20 protein-coding genes are annotated in these 17250 nt (G+C 66.5%); 11 read left to right on the top strand and 9 right to left on the bottom strand.

The features are described from left to right. Positions 1–13 precede the first annotated feature (13 nt). The 6 genes from AC2S9W_RS13490 to AC2S9W_RS13465 form a co-directional block, all read right to left on the bottom strand. Positions 14–244 carry a F0F1 ATP synthase subunit C gene (locus AC2S9W_RS13490; RefSeq protein WP_067108963.1) on the bottom strand — a complete coding sequence of 77 codons (231 nt, stop codon included), beginning with the start codon at positions 242–244 and terminating at the stop codon, positions 14–16. Between the two features lie 41 nt (positions 245–285). Further along, a complete protein-coding gene (locus AC2S9W_RS13485) occupies positions 286–1068 on the bottom strand; it encodes a F0F1 ATP synthase subunit A (RefSeq protein ID WP_067109020.1) in 783 nt (260 codons plus the stop codon). 54 nt (positions 1069–1122) lie between these two features. Further along, the gene (locus AC2S9W_RS13480) at positions 1123–1623 is read right to left on the bottom strand and encodes an AtpZ/AtpI family protein (RefSeq protein ID WP_419964904.1); all 501 of its coding nucleotides are present in this window, start codon (positions 1621–1623) and stop codon (positions 1123–1125) included. A 95-nt stretch (positions 1624–1718) separates the two neighbouring features. Beyond that, entirely contained in the window at positions 1719–2117 is a 399-nt protein-coding gene (locus AC2S9W_RS13475; RefSeq protein WP_486571015.1) for a YdbL family probable chaperone protein, read from the bottom strand. A gap of 28 nt (positions 2118–2145) precedes the next feature. Beyond that, positions 2146–2361: a YnbE family lipoprotein gene (locus tag AC2S9W_RS13470; RefSeq protein ID WP_067108972.1), complete on the bottom strand. Its 216-nt coding sequence runs from the start codon at positions 2359–2361 to the stop codon at positions 2146–2148. Next, positions 2358–5507 carry an intermembrane phospholipid transport protein YdbH family protein gene (locus AC2S9W_RS13465; protein WP_486571014.1) on the bottom strand — a complete coding sequence of 1050 codons (3150 nt, stop codon included), beginning with the start codon at positions 5505–5507 and terminating at the stop codon, positions 2358–2360. Before AC2S9W_RS13465 ends, AC2S9W_RS13470 begins: the two co-directional genes overlap by 4 nt. Positions 5508–5721: 214 nt before the next feature. On the opposite strand from AC2S9W_RS13465, the gene radC reads away from it, so the two are divergent. Then, entirely contained in the window at positions 5722–6414 is a 693-nt protein-coding gene (gene radC / locus AC2S9W_RS13460; protein ID WP_104960343.1) for a RadC family protein, read from the top strand. A 265-nt stretch (positions 6415–6679) separates the two neighbouring features. Beyond that, positions 6680–7093 (top strand): nucleoside diphosphate kinase regulator, encoded by a 414-nt coding sequence (rnk, locus tag AC2S9W_RS13455; protein ID WP_076075432.1) that lies wholly within the window; start codon positions 6680–6682, stop codon positions 7091–7093. 92 nt (positions 7094–7185) lie between these two features. Here rnk and AC2S9W_RS13450 read toward each other — a convergent pair whose 3' ends face one another. Next, on the bottom strand, positions 7186–7680 hold the full coding sequence (locus AC2S9W_RS13450) for an EF-hand domain-containing protein (RefSeq protein ID WP_286750178.1): 495 nt from the start codon (positions 7678–7680) through the stop codon (positions 7186–7188). A gap of 201 nt (positions 7681–7881) precedes the next feature. Between AC2S9W_RS13450 and purB the strand changes: the two genes are divergently transcribed. The 3 genes from purB to pyrF all read left to right on the top strand — a co-directional run bounded on the left by purB (position 7882) and on the right by pyrF (position 10585). Further along, entirely contained in the window at positions 7882–9198 is a 1317-nt protein-coding gene (purB, locus tag AC2S9W_RS13445) for an adenylosuccinate lyase (protein WP_076075435.1), read from the top strand. Between the two features lie 386 nt (positions 9199–9584). Further along, on the top strand, positions 9585–9914 hold the full coding sequence (locus AC2S9W_RS13440) for a lipopolysaccharide assembly protein LapA domain-containing protein (protein WP_076075437.1): 330 nt from the start codon (positions 9585–9587) through the stop codon (positions 9912–9914). Beyond that, positions 9911–10585 (top strand): orotidine-5'-phosphate decarboxylase, encoded by a 675-nt coding sequence (gene pyrF / locus AC2S9W_RS13435; protein WP_067183738.1) that lies wholly within the window; start codon positions 9911–9913, stop codon positions 10583–10585. The genes AC2S9W_RS13440 and pyrF overlap by 4 nt, the downstream gene beginning before the upstream one ends. Positions 10586–10979: 394 nt before the next feature. Here the strand turns inward: pyrF and AC2S9W_RS13430 are convergent, their stop codons facing one another. Next, positions 10980–11396: a hypothetical protein gene (locus AC2S9W_RS13430; RefSeq protein ID WP_486571013.1), complete on the bottom strand. Its 417-nt coding sequence runs from the start codon at positions 11394–11396 to the stop codon at positions 10980–10982. A 97-nt stretch (positions 11397–11493) separates the two neighbouring features. On the opposite strand from AC2S9W_RS13430, the gene AC2S9W_RS13425 reads away from it, so the two are divergent. Then, positions 11494–12129, top strand: a complete 636-nt coding sequence (locus AC2S9W_RS13425) for a phosphoribosylanthranilate isomerase (RefSeq protein WP_076075440.1) — start codon at positions 11494–11496, stop codon at positions 12127–12129. Here the strand turns inward: AC2S9W_RS13425 and AC2S9W_RS13420 are convergent. Further along, positions 12123–13487 carry a Gfo/Idh/MocA family protein gene (locus AC2S9W_RS13420; protein WP_199775078.1) on the bottom strand — a complete coding sequence of 455 codons (1365 nt, stop codon included), beginning with the start codon at positions 13485–13487 and terminating at the stop codon, positions 12123–12125. The genes AC2S9W_RS13425 and AC2S9W_RS13420 overlap by 7 nt on opposite strands. 93 nt (positions 13488–13580) lie before the next feature. Here AC2S9W_RS13420 and trpB point away from each other — a divergent pair, with 93 nt between their 5' ends. From trpB to AC2S9W_RS13395, 5 genes are all read left to right on the top strand, one after another. Beyond that, a complete protein-coding gene (gene trpB, locus AC2S9W_RS13415; protein WP_067108989.1) occupies positions 13581–14813 on the top strand; it encodes a tryptophan synthase subunit beta in 1233 nt (410 codons plus the stop codon). An 80-nt stretch (positions 14814–14893) separates the two neighbouring features. After that, entirely contained in the window at positions 14894–15238 is a 345-nt protein-coding gene (locus AC2S9W_RS13410) for an endonuclease domain-containing protein (RefSeq protein ID WP_243469518.1), read from the top strand. Then, a complete protein-coding gene (gene trpA / locus AC2S9W_RS13405; protein WP_076075444.1) occupies positions 15235–16023 on the top strand; it encodes a tryptophan synthase subunit alpha in 789 nt (262 codons plus the stop codon). The genes AC2S9W_RS13410 and trpA overlap by 4 nt, the downstream gene beginning before the upstream one ends. After that, complete coding sequence (accD, locus tag AC2S9W_RS13400) at positions 16020–16871, top strand: acetyl-CoA carboxylase, carboxyltransferase subunit beta (RefSeq protein ID WP_067108995.1); 852 nt, start codon at positions 16020–16022, stop codon at positions 16869–16871. Before trpA ends, accD begins: the two co-directional genes overlap by 4 nt. 66 nt (positions 16872–16937) lie before the next feature. Beyond that, entirely contained in the window at positions 16938–17222 is a 285-nt protein-coding gene (locus tag AC2S9W_RS13395) for a GIY-YIG nuclease family protein (RefSeq protein ID WP_076075447.1), read from the top strand. Positions 17223–17250: the final 28 nt, after the last annotated feature.

Here is a 17250-nt window from a genome sequence, read left to right as displayed (position 1 = left end):
GCGGCGTCGACCGTCAGGCCGCCTTCAGATAGAGCAGGATCGCGATCAGGAACGACAGCAGGCCCAGAAGCTCCGCCGCGGCGAAGCCGATGAACAGACGGCCCTGCTGACCGTCGGCCGCCGCCGGATTGCGCAGCGCGCTTTCCAGGAAGCTGCCGAAGACATTGCCCACGCCGATCGCGGCCATGCCGGCGCCGATCGCGGCGAGACCGGCACCGATGAGCGTCGCTGCTTGTGCGTCCATGAACTTAACTCCTTGAGATAAACGTTTGGATTAAAACGGGATTAGTGAAGATTGACCGCGTCGTTGATATAGAGCGAGGTCAACAGGGCGAAAACATAGGCCTGGATGCCCGCGACCAGCAGCTCGAGCGCGCTGATACCGATCATCAGGGCGAGGCTGGCGATGCCGACCGGGAGCCCGATCGCGACGCCGGCGCCCGAGCTCTGGACGATGAAGTTCGCGAACACCTCCAGCAGCACGTGTCCGGCGGTCATCGCGACGAACAGTCGCAGGCCGAGGCTGAACGGGCGCACCATGAACGACACGAACTCGATCGGCGCGATGAACGGGATCATCGGCCACGGCGTGCCGTGCGGGACGAAGAGCGAGAAGAAATGCAGCCCGTGGCGCCAGAAGCCGACGACCAGCACGATCGCGAAGGACAGGATCGCGAGGATGCCGGTGATGGTGAAGTGGCTCGTCACGGTCAGCGGGTGCAGGCCGGCCAGCGCAAAAGGCACCATTCCCAGCACGTTGCAGAACAGAATGAACATGAAGAGCGAAAAGACATAGGGCGTATACTTGCGCCCTTCCGGTCCGATGTTCGTCGACATCATCGACGAAACGAAACCGGTGAAGCCTTCGACGGCCATCTGCCAGCGCCCGGGAACGAGCTGCCGCTTCATGCCGCCGAGCATGAAGAGCCACAGGATGACGGCGGCGGCGGCCATCCAGACCGCACTGGTGGTCAGCCACACCTCCCGTCCCTCCACCGCGAACAGCTTCGCGATCGGTTCGACGGTGAACTGGTGCATCGGGTCGAATTTACCGGCCTCTGCGGACACGCGCGTCACTCCAAACTATCCCCGCGCCTGACGGTGCCGGGCTGAACCTTGAGCCTATGCCGAACCGCCCTTGTCGCGCGATGCGGCATTGGCGATCCGAAAGATATTCCTGAAGGCGACGACGACCCCGAGAGCCAGCATCCCCAACAAACCCCAGGGCGAGGTGTCGGCGAAGCGGTCGATCAGCCAGCCGATCAACGCACCGCCCAGCATCCCGCCCAGCAATTCGGCCAGAACCCGGTTTCCGAGCCGATAATTGGCATCGGATTCGGGCGCGCTGACCCCGGCCCGCCTGGCTTCTGCGGCTTCGGCCCGGTCCAATCGCTCTTCGAGCGAGACCAGGCGCGAATCCTCCGAAGCTGGTTCCGGATCGCTGCCATTCCCCGTCATCTTCCGCCATCCTCCTGAAACAGAACCGGAATGCCCCGATTCTGCCTGCGAAAAAAGGCCCGAAAAATCGGGGGACCCCTGAGGCGCGGTCCGTTTAGAAACGCCGCCCCATGAAGTCAATGCCCGCACGCGAGCGCGCGGCTTAATCTTGCTGCGCTGCGGCAATATCGTTCGGATCGCGCCTCCCCGGACGCAAAAATGCCGCCGCGTTTAGGGGCGCGGCGGCATCAAGCGCCCGCGGGCGCTGCGAAGCTGTGATCTCAGGGGCAGCGCGAATCCCGCACCGGCGCGCCGCTGTCGCGCGTCAGCCAGCGGCCGTCGGGCGCCTTGTACTTCTCGCCCGGCTTGGTCTTCGCGATCAGGTTGCATCCGGTCGCAAAGGCGAACTGCTCGACCGTGCTGCCCTGCGGTGCATTGCTGGTGTAGGCGGCCTTGCGCTTGATGTTGATGTCGGTGACGAGCTTGCGCACCGCATCGGTCGGCGTCGACACGAAGCCCAGATAGCCGTCGGGCTGCTCGCCGATCTGGCCGTCGGCCCGTGCCTGCTCATAGGCCGGATCGCGCTGCGCCATCGCCGCGGGAACGGCGACCGCCACCGCGGCGGTCGCGGCAATCGCCGCCATCGCCATCGTGCCGGGTTTCCACTGTTTCACACGCATCTCTTTTGTGTCCCCAATCCAGTTCGCGTCAGAATATCTCGCTATTCTGCTCGATGAGCTTCTTCGCATCGCCATCCAGCCTATACACGACTTCCTGCTTGATGTTGATGTTCAGGTTGATCTCGATCGGCTTGTCCGGCGTGTCGATCTGTACGCAGCCCGCGAGGGCAGGCGCAAGGATCAGGCTCGCCAGAGCATGCGCGCCGATGGCATGCCTCCTTGCTCCGGTCTTGATGGCGGTCATGGCATGGGCTCGCTTTCTGGGGGCTGAACGGGTTTCGATGCGGCGGCGGCCGCGGCTTCGGCCTCTTCCTGCACGCGCAACAGGGTCGACAGATTCTGTTCGATCAGCAGCGTCGGATCGTAGAATCCCTTGGCCGATGTGATGAGCTGGCGGAAGGGTGCCTGGATCTTGACGTTGAAGACCAGCGGCAATCGGGCGATCTGTTTGGTCAGGAAATTGCGCGTCGCGCCCTCGCCCTGCCCCACGCCGCCGAAGCGGATGTCGGTCACCATCTCGCCGTCCAGATCCCCGTTCAATATGATCGTCAGATCGTCATATTGGAGCGATCGCAGCGCGCCAAAGGCAAAATTGGCGATCGCGCCCAGATTGTGGTTCGACAGTTCGCCGACATAGGCGAGCGTCCCGCCGCCCGCGCGCGCGTCGATCCGCCCGCCGACGATGCGCCCGCCGAGCCCGTCGAACTCGACCGGCAGCGTCCCGTCGAACAGGCCGGTCGCGTTGATGTTGTCGAAGCCGAACTGCTGGAGGAAGATCGCCGCATCGACGCCGACGATGTCGAACGACAGGCGCCGCGTCTGGCTGGCGTTGAAATCGAGCGTCGTCGGATGCAGCGACAGTTCGCCGCCCGCGAACGGCCAGCGCCCGCCGTCGATCGGCACGCGGTTGTCGCCGAGCAGCCGATAGGTGATCGTTCCCCCGATCACCGGGATGCCCGGGTTGATCTCGTCGATCCGGGCCACCTGTCCCGGCGCTGACCGCAGGCCGATCAGATCGTCGAAGGTCAAGGTCGCGGTCAGCCCCGTCACCGGACCGAAGGCAGCGGCCAGATTGGCGTCGGCGGTCGCGAAGGTGCCGTGGCTGGTGACGCCATCGGGCGTCCATTCGATCCGCCCGTCGCCGACGACCGATCCCTGGACGTTGGCGACGACGCCGAGCGCGAGGCGGGTGAGCTGATCGGGCTGGAATCGATCGTCGAATCGTAGTTCGCGGACCTTGAGGTCGGCGGCGCCGCTGCCGCTGTCGAGCCGGTGGGTGATCGTCGTGTCGACGACCGATCGCCCGCTCTTCTCTTCGCGAAATGCCGCCTCGGCGTCGATCGCGCCGTTCGAGAAGCGCAGATGCGCGCCGTCGGCGACGAGCGGAAAGAAGCGCGCGTCGGGCTCTGCGTCGGTCAGGCGCACGCCGCCGTCGAGCGTCAGCCCACCGCTGTCCCAGCGCCACGCCCCCGCAATGTCGGACAGGATGAGCGGAACGGCGCCGATCTTGCCGCCCGCGCCCTTGAGGTCGCCGCCCATCCCTTGCGCCGCCCGGCGACCGGTCAGCGATGCGGCGGCGAAACGCGTCGCGCCGTCCCCCTCGCCCAGCCGCACCTCTGCCCCGGCCAGCGCCCAGCGCATCGCGGCCAGATCGATGTCGGCACCGCGCGCATCGAAAGCGAAGGGCGAGGTCCCGCTCGTCCCGCGCAGCGCGATGCCCGGCACGCGGATATGCCCGCGCAGCCCCTGCGGGCCCGCGCTCAGCAGCGGCGCGCCGGGACGGCTGCACAAGTCGATTCGCGTGGGGGCCAGCCGGAACCCGCCCACATCGACCCGGTCGGCGCCGATTCGCGTGCAGCCGCCGTCGAGCGCGAGCGCGCCGTTCGGCGCCAGCACGCCGGCGAGCGGCACCGACAGCCGCTCGACGCGCCCATCGCCGACCGGCCCCGACAGCTCGGCGCGGGTCGCGAAACGCAGCAGTGCGCCGCCCGAGAATCGCACCGGAGTCAGCGCCAGGCGCGCGCCGCCGGCGGCATAGGGTTCGACTGTTGCGACGCCGGCGATCGTGCCGTCCGCGTGCCGGTCGAGCTGGAGCGATCCCGACGGCAGGCCGCCGCCACCGAATGCCCATTGTCCGGCGGCGATCACGGCGGGTTCGGGCGCGCCCAGCAGATAGGCGATGCGGCTGTCGTCGCTGCCGGTGAAATAAGCGCCGCTGGCACCGCGCAATTCGGGAGCGATCAGCTCGATCCGGGCCGATCTGCCCTCCCCCGCCAGCGCGAATCGCGCCTTGCCTCCGGCTTCGGCGAGCATGGCGGCAAGCGCCGTCGCCGCGCGCTCGGCCAACGGACCGACCGGACTGCCATCGAGCGAGCGGCCACCCTGAGCGATGGCGCGCCGCAGCGCTTCGCCGGCACGGGCGCGGGCAAATGTCAGTTCGCCGTCGACCTTCGGCGCCCGATCGCCGACCGTGGCCCTGGCGGTCAGCGCCACCTGCTCGGCGGTGACGGCATCGGCGCGCAGCCCCGCCATCGCTGCCTCCACGCTGATCGCGGTGCGACCGGCGTCGCCCGAGAATTGCGCGCGGGCGCCGATCCGTTCGGCCGCCGCCGGTCCCGCCGCGAGCCGGACAATGCTGGCATCGGCGATGCCACGCCATTGGCGCAGATCCTCGGACAGCGAGAGATCGAGCGCAATCTGCGGCGACGCAGCCGTCAGCTTGCCCCCGGCGCAGGCGAGGCTTGCGCCGCGGAGCGGCCCGACGAGTTGCGGCCGCACGCCGCGCACGCGCACGCTGCCGTAAAAGCTGACGTCGCGACCGCTGCACCCGGCCGCGGCGAGCGTCGGCGCGACCAGCGCGAGCGTTCCGTCGAAATCCCGGCGCAGATTGCCCTTCCCGTTCAGCGCCGCACCGACGGCGCCCCACGGCGTCCCCACGCGCGCGCGCGCATCGTCGAGCGTCACCGCCAGATCGGGCAGCACGAAGGGCGAGGTGCTCGTCGGATCGCGGAACTTGTCGAGCGCGCCGAAAGACAGGCGCCCGTCGGCGAAGGCGCCGTGGAGACGCACGCCTTCAGCGTCGATCCGCGCCACATAGGGACCGGTGAAGCCCCAGTCGAGCACGACCTCGACGCGGCGCGCGGTCAGGTCGGGACGCGCGGGATCGCCGATGACGATGTCGGTCAGCCGCTGGGTGCGGAAACCGATCCGTTCGATGGTGTAGCGCGCGGGAACCCCGCGCTGGTCGAGCTGGTCGCGAATGAAGCTGTCGGCGATCGGCGCGCGCGCGAACCACAGGCCCGCCGCGATCGCGATCAATGCGCCGCCCGCAATCCAGCGCTTGCGGAGTCGGGGCCGCGATGCCGAATCTGCAGCGACAGGCTCGCTCATGCGCGCGACCGCGATGAAAAAGTGGCGGATCGCGAAACCGGCGATGACGTCATGCGGTCATATTCCAATCTCGCCCGTTCCCCGTCCCCGGTCTGCCCTTCCTGTCAGCAACGCCGGAATTCCCGTTTCGCTGCAAGATATTGCACCGCATCGAAGCAAAAGCGTTTCTATGACCGTTGAGCGTGCCTCACAAGGCGGTTATTCCGGTCCCGACATGGCCGACGCGCCCGCCCCGATCCCGGATCACGCCGGTCATCGCGCCCGCTTGCGCGCGCGGCTGCTCGGCGGCGATGCCGATGGCATGGCCGATTACGAGCTGGTCGAATATCTGCTCGCGCTCGCCATTCCGCGTCGCGACACCAAGCCGCTCGCCAAGGCGCTGCTGCGCGAATTCGGTTCGCTGGCGCAGCTCGTCAGCGCCGACCCCGAATCGCTGCGCCGGGTCGCCGGCATGGGCGACACGGCGGTCGCCGCGCTGAAGATCGTCCAGGCCGCGAGCCTGCGGATGCTGAAGGGCGAATTTCGCGACCGGCCCCTGCTGTCGAGCTGGGACGCGCTGCTCGACTGGCTGCGCGCCGACATGGGGCCGATCGACATCGAACGCGTCCGCGTCCTCTACCTCAACGCGCGCAACATGCTGATCCGCGACGAGGTGATGAGCGAAGGGTCGATCGACCAGTCCGCCATCTATGTCCGCGAGGTCGTCAAGCGCGCGCTCGAACTGGGCGCGGCGGCGATCGTCCTCGTCCACAACCACCCGAGCGGCAGCCCCGAACCGAGCCGGCAGGACATCGCGATCACCCGCGACATCGCGGAGGCGGCGCGGAAGCTGGGGATCATGCTCCACGATCACATCATCATCGGCGGCGGCGATCATCGCAGCTTCCGCGCGATGGGCCTGTTGTAAGGCGGCGCGGACGCATGCCCGGCTTCGGCTCGTGCTGCAACGCCATCGGAATGTTTGACTTGCGCTGCGCGGCACGACATCATCGCGCCATGCCGACTCAGTGCACCCCTTCCCGTTTCGACCTCCGCGCGGGTCAGATTCTCGTGGGCCTCTAGCCCCGGGTCCGGTGCCTCCTGCCCCGAACCCGGGGCGAAAATCCACCCAACCCGATTCCAGCGGCGCAGCCGAGCCTCGCCCGCAATCCTCTTTCGGAAAAAAAGAACCCATGACGACCACCAGCAAGGCGACCCGCCGGCCGCCCATCCACATGATCGATACCGAAGCCGACGCGCTGACCGACCTTGCTATCGCCAAGGAAGACGATCTGCCGCAGGTCAGCGAAATGCTGCTGAACGAAATCGCGCGCGCCACCATCCACAAGGCCGAGCGCATTCCGTCCGATGTCGTGACGATGCGCTCGACCGTCGAGTTCGTCGACGAGAACAGCGGCGCGGCGCGGACCCTGCAGCTCGTCTACCCGCGCGACGCCGATATCTCCGCGGGCCGCATCTCGATCCTGACCCCGGTCGGGGCGGGACTGATCGGCCTGCGCGAGGGCCAGACCATCCGCTGGCCCGACCGTGACGGGCAGGATCATAATCTGTCGATCGTCCGCGTCACGCAGGCCGAAGCCGCCTGATCCACGCGCACCGCGGACAAACGGAAACAGCCGCCGGATCGCTCCGACGGCTGTTCCGCCGTGTCTGGGACCTATTCAGGTCAGGGACGCATTCAGGCGCCGCGCGACAGGAAGCCGATGAGTTCGGTCTTGCTGACGCCGCCCGACTTGTCGGCATCGGCGGCGCCGAACGCCTGGGCAACCCAGCTCTTCACCTGCTCCGATTCGGGATCGACCGTCGGGTCGGTCGCGGTGCGCAGCTTCTTCATCCAGGCGGAGAATTCCGTCTCGCTGAGTTCGCCGTTCGCGTCGCCGTCATAGGTGGGAAATTCCTGCTCGACGATCTGCGCGATCTGGCTCGGGGTCGCAGCGCTGTCCGACGGGGCGGGACTCGACTGCGGCGGCGGGCTCGACGGAGCCGGCTGGGCCGTCATGTCGTCCACCGGCGGCGGCGTGTCCGGTTCGACCGGTGCCGGTGCGGTCGTTTCAGCCGGCGGCATCGTTTCGGGCGCGGTCTGCGTCGCATCGTCGGGCGGCGGGGTTTCCGTCTGCGCGAACGCGGGGAAACTCACCGCGGCCGCGCCGATCATAAGCATATGTTTCAACATGATCTGTCTCCATTGGCGGCGACGGGGCCGGATTCGACAACCCGCGGCCTTGGTTCGAAGGGGCATGAGAACAACCGCCCGCGCGCCGCGAAAGTTGCCGCAGGCGCCCGATTGGCGTAGCCGCCTGCCCCTGCTAGGGGGCGGCTGGTCGCGATTCCGCCTGCATAACGCGACAAGGCGCCGCAAAAGGAAGGAAATTCAATGGTTCCGCGTTACGCCCGACCCCAGATGACCGCGATCTGGTCGCCCGAGAATCGCTATCGCATCTGGTTCGAGATCGAGGCGCACGCGACCGACGCGCTGGCCGAACTGGGCGTCGTGCCGCAATCGGCGGCCAAGGCATTGTGGGACTGGTGGGCGACCGGACCGGCGATCGACGTCGCGGCGATCGACGCCATCGAGGCGGTGACGAAGCACGACGTCATTGCCTTCCTGACATGGGTCGCGGAGCATGTCGGCGACGAAGCGCGCTTCATGCATCAGGGCATGACGTCGAGCGACGTGCTCGACACCTGCCTTGCCGTGCAACTGACGCAGGCGGCCGACATATTGCTCGCCGATCTCGACGCGCTGCTCGAGGCGATCAAGCGACGCGCCCATGAGCACAAGCTCACCCCGACGATCGGCCGCAGTCACGGTATCCACGCCGAACCCGTCACCTTCGGGCTCAAGCTCGCCGAAGCCCATGCCGAATTCGCGCGGTGCAGGACCCGCCTGATCGCGGCGCGCGCCGAGATCGCGACCTGCGCCATTTCGGGCGCGGTCGGCACCTTCGCCAATATCGACCCGCGCGTCGAGGCGCATGTCGCGGCAAAGCTCGGCCTGGCGATCGAGCCCGTCTCGACCCAGGTCATCCCGCGCGACCGCCACGCGATGTTCTTTGCCACGCTGGGCGTCATCGCCTCGTCGATCGAGCGGCTCGCGGTCGAGATCCGCCACCTCCAGCGCACCGAGGTGCTGGAGGCCGAGGAATATTTCTCGCCGGGCCAGAAGGGCTCGTCGGCGATGCCGCACAAGCGCAACCCGGTGCTCACCGAGAATCTGACCGGGCTTGCGCGCATGGTGCGCAGCGCGGTGACTCCGGCGCTGGAGAATGTCGCGCTGTGGCACGAACGCGACATCAGCCATTCGTCGGTCGAGCGCTTCATCGGTCCCGACGCGACGGTCACGCTCGACTTCGCGCTCGCGCGGCTGACCGGCGTGGTCGACAAGCTGCTCGTCTATCCCGCGCGGATGCAGAAGAATCTCGATCGCATGGGCGGGCTCGTGCATTCGCAGCGCGTCCTGCTGGCGCTGACGCAGGCGGGCGCGAGCCGCGAGGACAGCTATGCGCTGGTCCAGCGCAATGCGATGAAGGTCTGGGAATCGGATGGGCAGCTGTCGCTGCTCGACCTGCTGAAGGCCGATGCCGACGTGACCGCGCGCCTGTCCGCCGACCAACTCACAGACCTGTTCGACCTCGGTTATCACATGAAGCATGTCGATACGATCTTCGCGCGCGTCTTTGGAGCCGCATAGAGCAACGGCCGATTAGATTGAATCGGCCATTGCTCTATTTGCTTTCGTTTTCCGCATTCTGCGAGTCGTCGGCTGTGCCAGCCGACTTCAGAATGCTTTAAGATCTGTGGGGATTCAGAGTTTATCGCCGCGATATTGTGTGAAGCCGTGTTCCCCCGCCCTTCGACTGCCCGCAGGGCGGGCGCTCAGGATAAACTTCCGCCATAGGCGGAAGGCGGGGGTCCATCTTCGGCCGGTTCCATCTCGAAACCACCGCAGATGGGTCCCCGCCTTCGCGGGGACACACGATAAAGGACAGTCGCAAGATGAATCCCCACACGCCTTAGGCTGGCGTCCGGAGCCGAAGTCGCCTAGAAACCGTCCGAGGCCAAGCAAGGAGCGGAACAGTGGGAATCCTGCGCACCATCATCTGGGTCCTGCTGACCATCGTCCTGCTGCTGTTCGCCTTCGCGAACTGGAACGCGGTGACGGTGACCATCTGGCCGGGCTGGGAAGCCGAGACCAAGCTGCCGGTGATCGTGCTCGTCGCCTTCGCGCTGGGCAGCCTGCCGACGTGGATCGCGCTGCGCGCGACGCGCTGGTCGCTGAAGCGTCGTCTCGATGCGAGCGAGCGCCAGCTCGCCGACCTGCGCGCGATGGCCAATCGCCCTGCCGATCCCGCGCCTTCGACCGTGCCGGTCAACGATATCCCGCCCTCGCCCCTGGAGTCCGCATGACGTCGCCGCTCTATCTCGCCATCGACACGCCGCACCTCGACGCCGCGCAGACGCTGGCGCAGAAGGTCCGCCATCACGTCGGCGGGCTGAAGCTCGGGCTCGAATTCTTCTGCGCCAACGGGCATCATGGCGTGCTCGAAATGGCGAAGCTGGGTCTGCCGATCTTTCTCGACCTCAAGCTCCACGACATTCCGAACACGGTGGCCAAGGCGATCCAGGCGCTCCGCCCGCTCGAACCGGCGATCCTGACCATCCATGGCGCGGGTGGCCGCGCGATGATGGAGGAGGCGAAAGCGGCGGCGGGCGCGAACACCAAGGTGGTCGCCGTGACCGTGCTGACCAGCCTCGATTCGCCCGACCTCGACGACATCGGCGTTGGCGGAACCCCGCACGATCAGGTGGTGCGCCTCGCGGCGCTGGCGCGCAGCGCCGGCCTCGACGGCATCGTCTGCTCGGGGCAGGAGGTCAAGGCCGCGCGCGCGGCCTGGCCCGGCGGCTTCTTCGTCGTTCCCGGCGTCCGCCCCGCCAACGGCAAGCTGGGCGACCAGAAACGCGTCGTCACCCCGGCCGAGGCGATGGCCGACGGCGCCTCGATCCTCGTCGTCGGACGCCCGATCAGCCAGTCCGACGACCCCGACCTCGCAGCGCGCGCGATCGAGGCGACGCTTTAAGGTCTGTGGGCATTCAGAGTCTATCGCCGCGATATTGTATAAAGCCGTGTTCCCCCGCCCTTCGACTGCCCGCAGGGCGGGCGCTCAGGATAAACTTCCGCCATAGGCGGAAGGCGGGGGTCGATCTTCGGCCGGTTCCATCTCGAAACCACCGCAGATGGGTCCCCGCCTTCGCGGGGACACACGATAAAGGACAGTTGCAAGATGAACCCCCACAAGCCTTAGGCCGGATCGACATTCAGCTCTGGCGGCCTGCGAATGGCGGCTTTTCGCGCCTCCGGTGGCCACGTGCCGTCAGCACGCTGCGCTGCGGGTCCCGGAAATCCACCATTTTGACCTGTGGTCGTCTTCGACTCCGGCTCGCCATCTTCCGAATGTCGATCCGTCCCACGCGTCAGTTGATAACAAGCGCCGGGGACTGAATGTTGTAGCCGACAAGCACCGGTCCATTCGGTGAAGATTTGAATGTGAAAGTTTCGACGGCGCGGCCTTTTTCGTAGATCGTCTCCATATTCAGGACCGTCAGGGTCCGCCCGTTCACGATATTGACCTGCCATCCTCGCTGCGTCGTGTTTCCCGCCTTGCCCAGCTTGCGCTGCACGGCACCAAGAAACTCCTCGAATTCTGCGACATCCGCCGAACGCTGCATTTCCTCGCCGGAAGCAAAGTAGATGTCGTCAAATTTTCCGGCATTGGCGTCGTCGTGAAATGCATCGACCGCCTTTTCCGAGGCGGCGACATCGGTGGCCATGTTCGCAGGATTGCAGGCCGTCAGGCCCAGAAACAAAAGCATCCATAATATGCGGTGCATCGCAACCTCCCCCGCGAGGCTGTACCACGACCGGCGTGCTGCCAACCATAGGTATCTGCGGTTGCCTTGATGCCATTTGCAGCCCAAAGACCCTCGCATGCCACCACTCATCAAGATCTGCGGTCTCTCGACACCCGAAGCGGTCGATGCGGCCATCGAACGGGGCGCGGCCTACATCGGGCTTGTCCATTACGAGCCGAGCCCGCGGCATGTCGACCTTCGGACCGCCGCCGAATTGCGGCGCCGTGCCGGGGCGCACGTCAAGGTGGTGCTGCTGCTCGTCAACGCCTCGCAGCAACTCACCGGGCAGGCGCTCGCCGCGGTGCGGCCCGATGTCGTCCAGTTCCATGGCACCGAGACTCCCGAATGGCTGGCGGTCGTGAAGCGGCTGGTTCCGGCGGAGATATGGAAGGCGATCGGGCTCAAGGACGCGGGGACGCTCGAACGGATCGAGAAATATCGCGGCATCGCCGACCGCATTCTGTTCGACGCCCCCGCCTCGGCGCTGCCCGGCGGCAACGGCGCGCGCTTCGACTGGTCGCTACTCGCCAACCACCGTCACACGATCGACTGGGGCATCGCCGGCGGCCTGACTCCCGACAATGTCGCCGCCGCGATCGCGGCGACGCGCGCGCCGCTCGTCGATGTCTCCTCGGGCGTCGAAAGCGCGCCCGGGGTCAAGGATCTCGACCGGATCGCCGCTTTCTGCGCGGCGGTGCGCGCCGCTCAATAAGCGTCGCTCAGCGCGAAATCCTGCCGCCGTTCGCGCCACGCGCCGCGCGTGAAATCGGGGAACTCCAGCGTCCGGTTATCCTCTGCGATCGACTGTTCGGACAGCGGCGTGATCGCGCTCCACGTCAGCGCGTCGTAAATGTCGATCGGCATCGGCGCGCCGGCCTTCAGCGCCTTGACGAAGGCGTTGAGAACGAACCAGTCCATCCCGCCATGCCCGGCCCCGACCGCCTGGTCGGCGTGACGTTTCCACAACGGATGGTCGTACTGGCCGAGCACGGTCTCCGCCGGTTCCCAGCGATGCGGTTCGGGGCTGCGGCCTTCGATGTAGAGCGATTTGGCGACGTCCATCCACAATCCGCGCGTCCCCTGCACCCGGAAACCGAGCGAATAGGGGCGCGGCAGGTTGGTATCGTGGGTCAGCCGGATCGTTTCGCCATTGGCGCAGGCGATGCTGGTCGTCACGACATCGCCCAGCGCGAAACGCACCGCCGCATTGGGGTGGTCCGCGCCGCCCTGCGCGACCACATGATCGTGCAATCCGCGCGCCTTGCTCGCATAGCTGGTCAGCCGGATGAAGCGGTTGCCGCGGTTGATATTCGTCCACATCGCGCAGGGGCCGATGCCGTGGCTGGGATAGAGATCGCCGTTGCGCCGGACGCTGTGGTCGGTGCGCCAGCGCGCCTCGGACCAGCCTTTCGCGCCGAATTCGGCGCCGCCGCCATAGGGACGGCCGGGAATGCCCGAATTGAATTTCACGTCGCGCAGATCGTGCTGATAGCCGCCTTCGAGGTGGATTATCTCGCCGAACAGGTCCTGCCGCACCATGTTCAGCACCGCCATGACGTCGCGGCGATAACAGACATTTTCCAGCAGCATATAGGGCGTGCGCGTCGCCTCATGCGCCGCCAGCACGTCCCAATGGTCCTGAAGCGTGATGCCGGCGACGACCTCGCACCCCACCGCGACGCGCGCCTCCATCGCCGCGATCGCCATCGGCTTGTGCCATTCCCACGGGGTGACGATCAGCACGCCGTCGAGCGTTCCCGGTTTCAGCATCGCGCGCCACGCCTCGGCGTCGCCGGTGAAGCTGGCGGGGCGCGGCTTTCCCGCCGCATCGAACTGCCCCTTCGCGGCTTCGAGCACGAAGGGGTCGATGTCGGCGATCGCGGTCACGTCGACGTCGTCGCGGCGCAGCAGTTCGCGCAGGTGGACGCGTCCGCGCTCGCCGGTGCCGATGACGCCGATCCGCAGCCGCGATCCGCCGCGGTCCCGCGCAATGGCCGGTGCGGCGGCCGCCGTCGCCAACGCCGCGCCGCCCGCCATCAACAATTCGCGCCGATTCATGCCCCCGCTCATCCGTCTGCCTCCTTGCCGTGACCCTCGCCGCTGTTTGAAGCGCATCGAGGCTATGGACAAGGGCGTCATAGCGCCTAAGGGACACAGCCAGCCATGACCGAAGCCGCTCCCCCCCGCTCCGCCCTATCGAACAGCCTGCGCACCGGGCCCGATGCGCGCGGTCATTTCGGCGCCTTCGGGGGCCGCTATGTCGCCGAAACGCTGATGCCGCTGATCCTCGACCTCGAACGCGAATATCGCGCCGCCCAGGCCGATCCGGCGTTCAGGGCCGAATTCGAGCATCTGCTCGAACATTATGTCGGCCGTCCGAGCCCACTCTGGCATGCCGAGCGGCTGACGGCCCATCTGGGCGGCGCAAAAATCTATCTGAAGCGCGAGGATCTGAATCACACCGGCGCGCACAAGATCAACAATTGCATCGGCCAGATCCTGCTCGCGAAACGGATGGGCAAGACGCGGATCATCGCCGAGACCGGCGCGGGGCAGCACGGCGTCGCGACCGCGACCGTCGCGGCGCTGTTCGGCCTGCCGTGCACCATCTTCATGGGCGCGGTCGACGTCGCGCGGCAGCAGCCCAACGTGTTCCGCATGAAGCTGCTCGGCGCCGAAGTGGTCGCGGTCGAATCGGGCGCGAAGACGCTGAAGGACGCGATGAACGAGGCGCTGCGGCACTGGGTCGCCAACGTCCACGACACTTTCTACATCATCGGCACCGTCGCCGGCCCGCACCCCTATCCCGAGCTCGTCCGCGATTTCCAGTCGGTGATCGGCGAGGAAGCGAAGGCGCAGATCCTGAAGGCGGAAGGGCGCCTGCCCGACATGCTGATCGCGCCCGTCGGCGGCGGGTCGAACGCGATCGGCCTTTTCCACCCCTTCCTCGACGATGCCGAGGTCGAGATCGTCGGCGTCGAGGCCGCGGGCGAAGGGCTCGACAGGAAGCATGCCGCCAGCCTCGCGGGCGGCCGCCCCGGCATCCTCCACGGCAACAAGACCTATCTGTTGCAGGACGAGGACGGCCAGATCACAGAGGCGCACAGCATTTCGGCGGGCCTAGACTATCCCGGCATCGGTCCGGAGCATGCCTGGCTGCACGACATCGGCCGCGTTCGCTACGAACCCGTGACCGATGCGGAGGCGCTCGCCAGTTTCCAGAAGCTGACGAAGCTGGAAGGCATCATCCCCGCGCTGGAGTCGGCCCACGCCATCGCCGCCGCCGAACGGATCGCGCCGACGTTGGGCAAGGACAAGATCATCATCGTCAACCTGTCGGGCCGCGGCGACAAGGACATCTTCACGGTCGCGGATGCGCTGGGGGTGGCGCTCTAAAAGCCCTCTCCCCTTCAGGGGAGAGGGTTGGGAGAGGGGGACGAATGCGGGACCGAAGGCTGATCGAGTTCGCCAAGCAGATGCGCCGCGAACAGACCGAGCCCGAAACCCGCTTGTGGCTCGAACTGCGTGCGGCACGTTTTCAAGGAATCAAATTCCGCAGACAAAAGGTCATTGGTCCGTATATCGCCGATTTCTCGTCCAGAGAGCCGATGCTGGTGATAGAGATCGACGGCGACACGCATGCAGGTCGGGAGGCATATGACCGGGCCAGGACGGCTTATTTCGAAGAACAGGGTTATCGAGTGATCAGATTTACCAACCGCGACGTGTTGACGAATATGGATGGGGTTCTGGAGCAGCTTGCGTCGTTCTTGACTCCCCCTCTCCCAACCCTCTCCCCTGAAGGGGAGAGGGCTCTATGACTCGCTTCGCTTCGGCCTTTTCCAAAGGCTCCGCGCTCGTCACCTTCATCACCGCGGGCGATGGCGATACCGCCGCCAATCTCGACGCGCTGGTCGCGGGGGGCGCCGACGTGATCGAACTCGGCATGCCGTTCACCGATCCGATGGCCGACGGTCCCGCGATCCAGGCCGCCAATCTGCGCGCGCTCGGCAAGGGCACGACCACCGCCGACATCTTCGCCATCGCGGCCGCCTTTCGCTCGCGCCATCCGCAAGTGCCGCTCGTCCTGATGGGCTATGCCAACCCGATGACGATCCGCGGGCCCGAATGGTTCGCCGCCGAATGCGCGAAAGCGGGCGTCGATGGCGTCATCTGCGTCGATATCCCGTCGGAGGAGGACGCGGAACTGGGGCCCGCGCTGCGCGCCGCGGGGGTTGCCCCGATCCGCCTCGCCACGCCGACTACCGACGCGGCGCGCCTGCCCGACGTGCTGAACGGTGCGGGTGGGTTCCTCTATTATGTCTCGGTCGCGGGAATCACCGGGCTCCAGCAGGCCGCGCAGGCGAGCATCGAGGATGCCGTCGCTCGCTTGAAAGCCGCCACCGACCTGCCCGTCGCGGTCGGTTTCGGCGTCCGCACCCCCGAACAGGCCGCGCAGATCGCCAAGGTCGCCGACGGGGTCGTCGTCGGATCGGCGCTGGTCGAGATCATCGCCGCGCACGGCGATGCCGCCCCTCCGCATGTCGAGGCTTTCGCCCGCACCCTCGCCGATGCTATTCACGGCGCGAAGGAGAATGCCGCATGAGCTGGCTCGAACGCGTCCGCAACGCCCTGCCCTTCGCCGCGAAGCGCGATACGGCGGACAATCTGTGGCACAAGTGCCGCCAGTGCCAGCAGATGGTCTTCGTCAAGGAGTGGGAAGACAATCTGAACGTCTGTCCGCGCTGCGACCATCACGACCGCATCGGTGCCAAGGAACGCTTCGCGCAGCTTTTCGACGGCGGCCTGTACGAGGTTCTGCCCGCCCCCGCCGCGCCCGAAGACCCGCTCAAGTTTCGCGACACCAAGAAATATGTCGACCGCATCAAGGCGGCGCGCGCGCAGACCGGTGACCGCGATGCCTATCAGAACGGTTTCGGCCGCATCGACGGCCGCCCGGTGGTGATCGGCGTGCAGGATTTCGCCTTCATGGGCGGATCGATGGGCGTCGCGGTCGGCGAGGCCTTCGTCGCCGGGGTCGAACAGGCGATCCGGCGCGGCTGTCCCTATGTCGCGATTACCGCGGCGGGCGGCGCACGAATGCAGGAGGGCACGCTGTCGCTGATGCAGATGCCGCGCGCCACCGTCGCGCTCGCCCGCCTGCGCCGCGCCGGGCTGCCCTATATCGTCCTTCTCACCGACCCGACGACGGGCGGCGTCACCGCCAGCTATGCCATGCTCGGCGACGTGCAGATCAGCGAGCCCAACGCGCTGATCGGCTTCGCGGGGCAACGCGTGATCGAGAATACGATCCGCGAAAAACTGCCCGAAGGATTCCAGCGCGCCGAATATCTGCTCGAACATGGAATGATCGACATGGTCGTGCACCGCAAGGAGCTGCCCGCGACGCTCGGCCGCCTGATCGCCTATCTGGCGCCCGAAAAGGCGGCCTGATCCCAGGCATCCTCCTCACCTTGTCATTCCCGCGAACGCGGGAATCCATGATCCGAGGTGTCGTGACTGTATTACGTTTATATCATGGCCAGCCAAAAGAACGGCACGATCTATATTGGCGTGACCAACGACATTATCCGGCGGACCTACGAACATCGCGAGGGGCAATTGACCGGCTTCTCCCCAAAATATCGGGTGAAGCATCTCGTCCATTATGAAGAATTTCAGGACATCCGCGATGCGATACAACGCGAAAAGCGGCTCAAGAAATGGAATCGCGCGTGGAAAATCCAACTGATCGAGACGCAGAACCCCGATTGGCGCGATCTGTGGTTCGGTCTCAACCGATAGTATCGACCATGGATTCCCGCGTCCGCGG

This window comes from Sphingopyxis sp. 550B (assembly GCF_057401805.1).
Note: the sequence above shows the minus strand (reverse complement) of the source record. Positions and strands in the feature narration are given on the sequence as shown.

What these genes read in the sequence shown, in the direction of transcription:
- AC2S9W_RS13475 (WP_486571015.1), bottom strand. Translation starts at nt 2,117, where the DNA reads ATGCGTGTGAAACAGTGGAAACCCGGCACGATGGCGATGGCGGCGATT.
- rnk (WP_076075432.1), top strand. Translation starts at nt 6,680, where the DNA reads ATGACGACCACCAGCAAGGCGACCCGCCGGCCGCCCATCCACATGATC.
- trpB (WP_067108989.1), top strand. Translation starts at nt 13,581, where the DNA reads ATGACCGAAGCCGCTCCCCCCCGCTCCGCCCTATCGAACAGCCTGCGC.
- pyrF (WP_067183738.1), top strand. Translation starts at nt 9,911, where the DNA reads ATGACGTCGCCGCTCTATCTCGCCATCGACACGCCGCACCTCGACGCC.
- AC2S9W_RS13490 (WP_067108963.1), bottom strand. Translation starts at nt 244, where the DNA reads ATGGACGCACAAGCAGCGACGCTCATCGGTGCCGGTCTCGCCGCGATC.
- AC2S9W_RS13465 (WP_486571014.1), bottom strand. Translation starts at nt 5,507, where the DNA reads ATGAGCGAGCCTGTCGCTGCAGATTCGGCATCGCGGCCCCGACTCCGC.
- AC2S9W_RS13425 (WP_076075440.1), top strand. Translation starts at nt 11,494, where the DNA reads ATGCCACCACTCATCAAGATCTGCGGTCTCTCGACACCCGAAGCGGTC.
- trpA (WP_076075444.1), top strand. Translation starts at nt 15,235, where the DNA reads ATGACTCGCTTCGCTTCGGCCTTTTCCAAAGGCTCCGCGCTCGTCACC.
- AC2S9W_RS13410 (WP_243469518.1), top strand. Translation starts at nt 14,894, where the DNA reads ATGCGCCGCGAACAGACCGAGCCCGAAACCCGCTTGTGGCTCGAACTG.
- accD (WP_067108995.1), top strand. Translation starts at nt 16,020, where the DNA reads ATGAGCTGGCTCGAACGCGTCCGCAACGCCCTGCCCTTCGCCGCGAAG.
- purB (WP_076075435.1), top strand. Translation starts at nt 7,882, where the DNA reads ATGGTTCCGCGTTACGCCCGACCCCAGATGACCGCGATCTGGTCGCCC.
- AC2S9W_RS13450 (WP_286750178.1), bottom strand. Translation starts at nt 7,680, where the DNA reads ATGTTGAAACATATGCTTATGATCGGCGCGGCCGCGGTGAGTTTCCCC.
- AC2S9W_RS13430 (WP_486571013.1), bottom strand. Translation starts at nt 11,396, where the DNA reads ATGCACCGCATATTATGGATGCTTTTGTTTCTGGGCCTGACGGCCTGC.
- AC2S9W_RS13420 (WP_199775078.1), bottom strand. Translation starts at nt 13,487, where the DNA reads ATGAGCGGGGGCATGAATCGGCGCGAATTGTTGATGGCGGGCGGCGCG.
- radC (WP_104960343.1), top strand. Translation starts at nt 5,722, where the DNA reads ATGGCCGACGCGCCCGCCCCGATCCCGGATCACGCCGGTCATCGCGCC.
- AC2S9W_RS13470 (WP_067108972.1), bottom strand. Translation starts at nt 2,361, where the DNA reads ATGACCGCCATCAAGACCGGAGCAAGGAGGCATGCCATCGGCGCGCAT.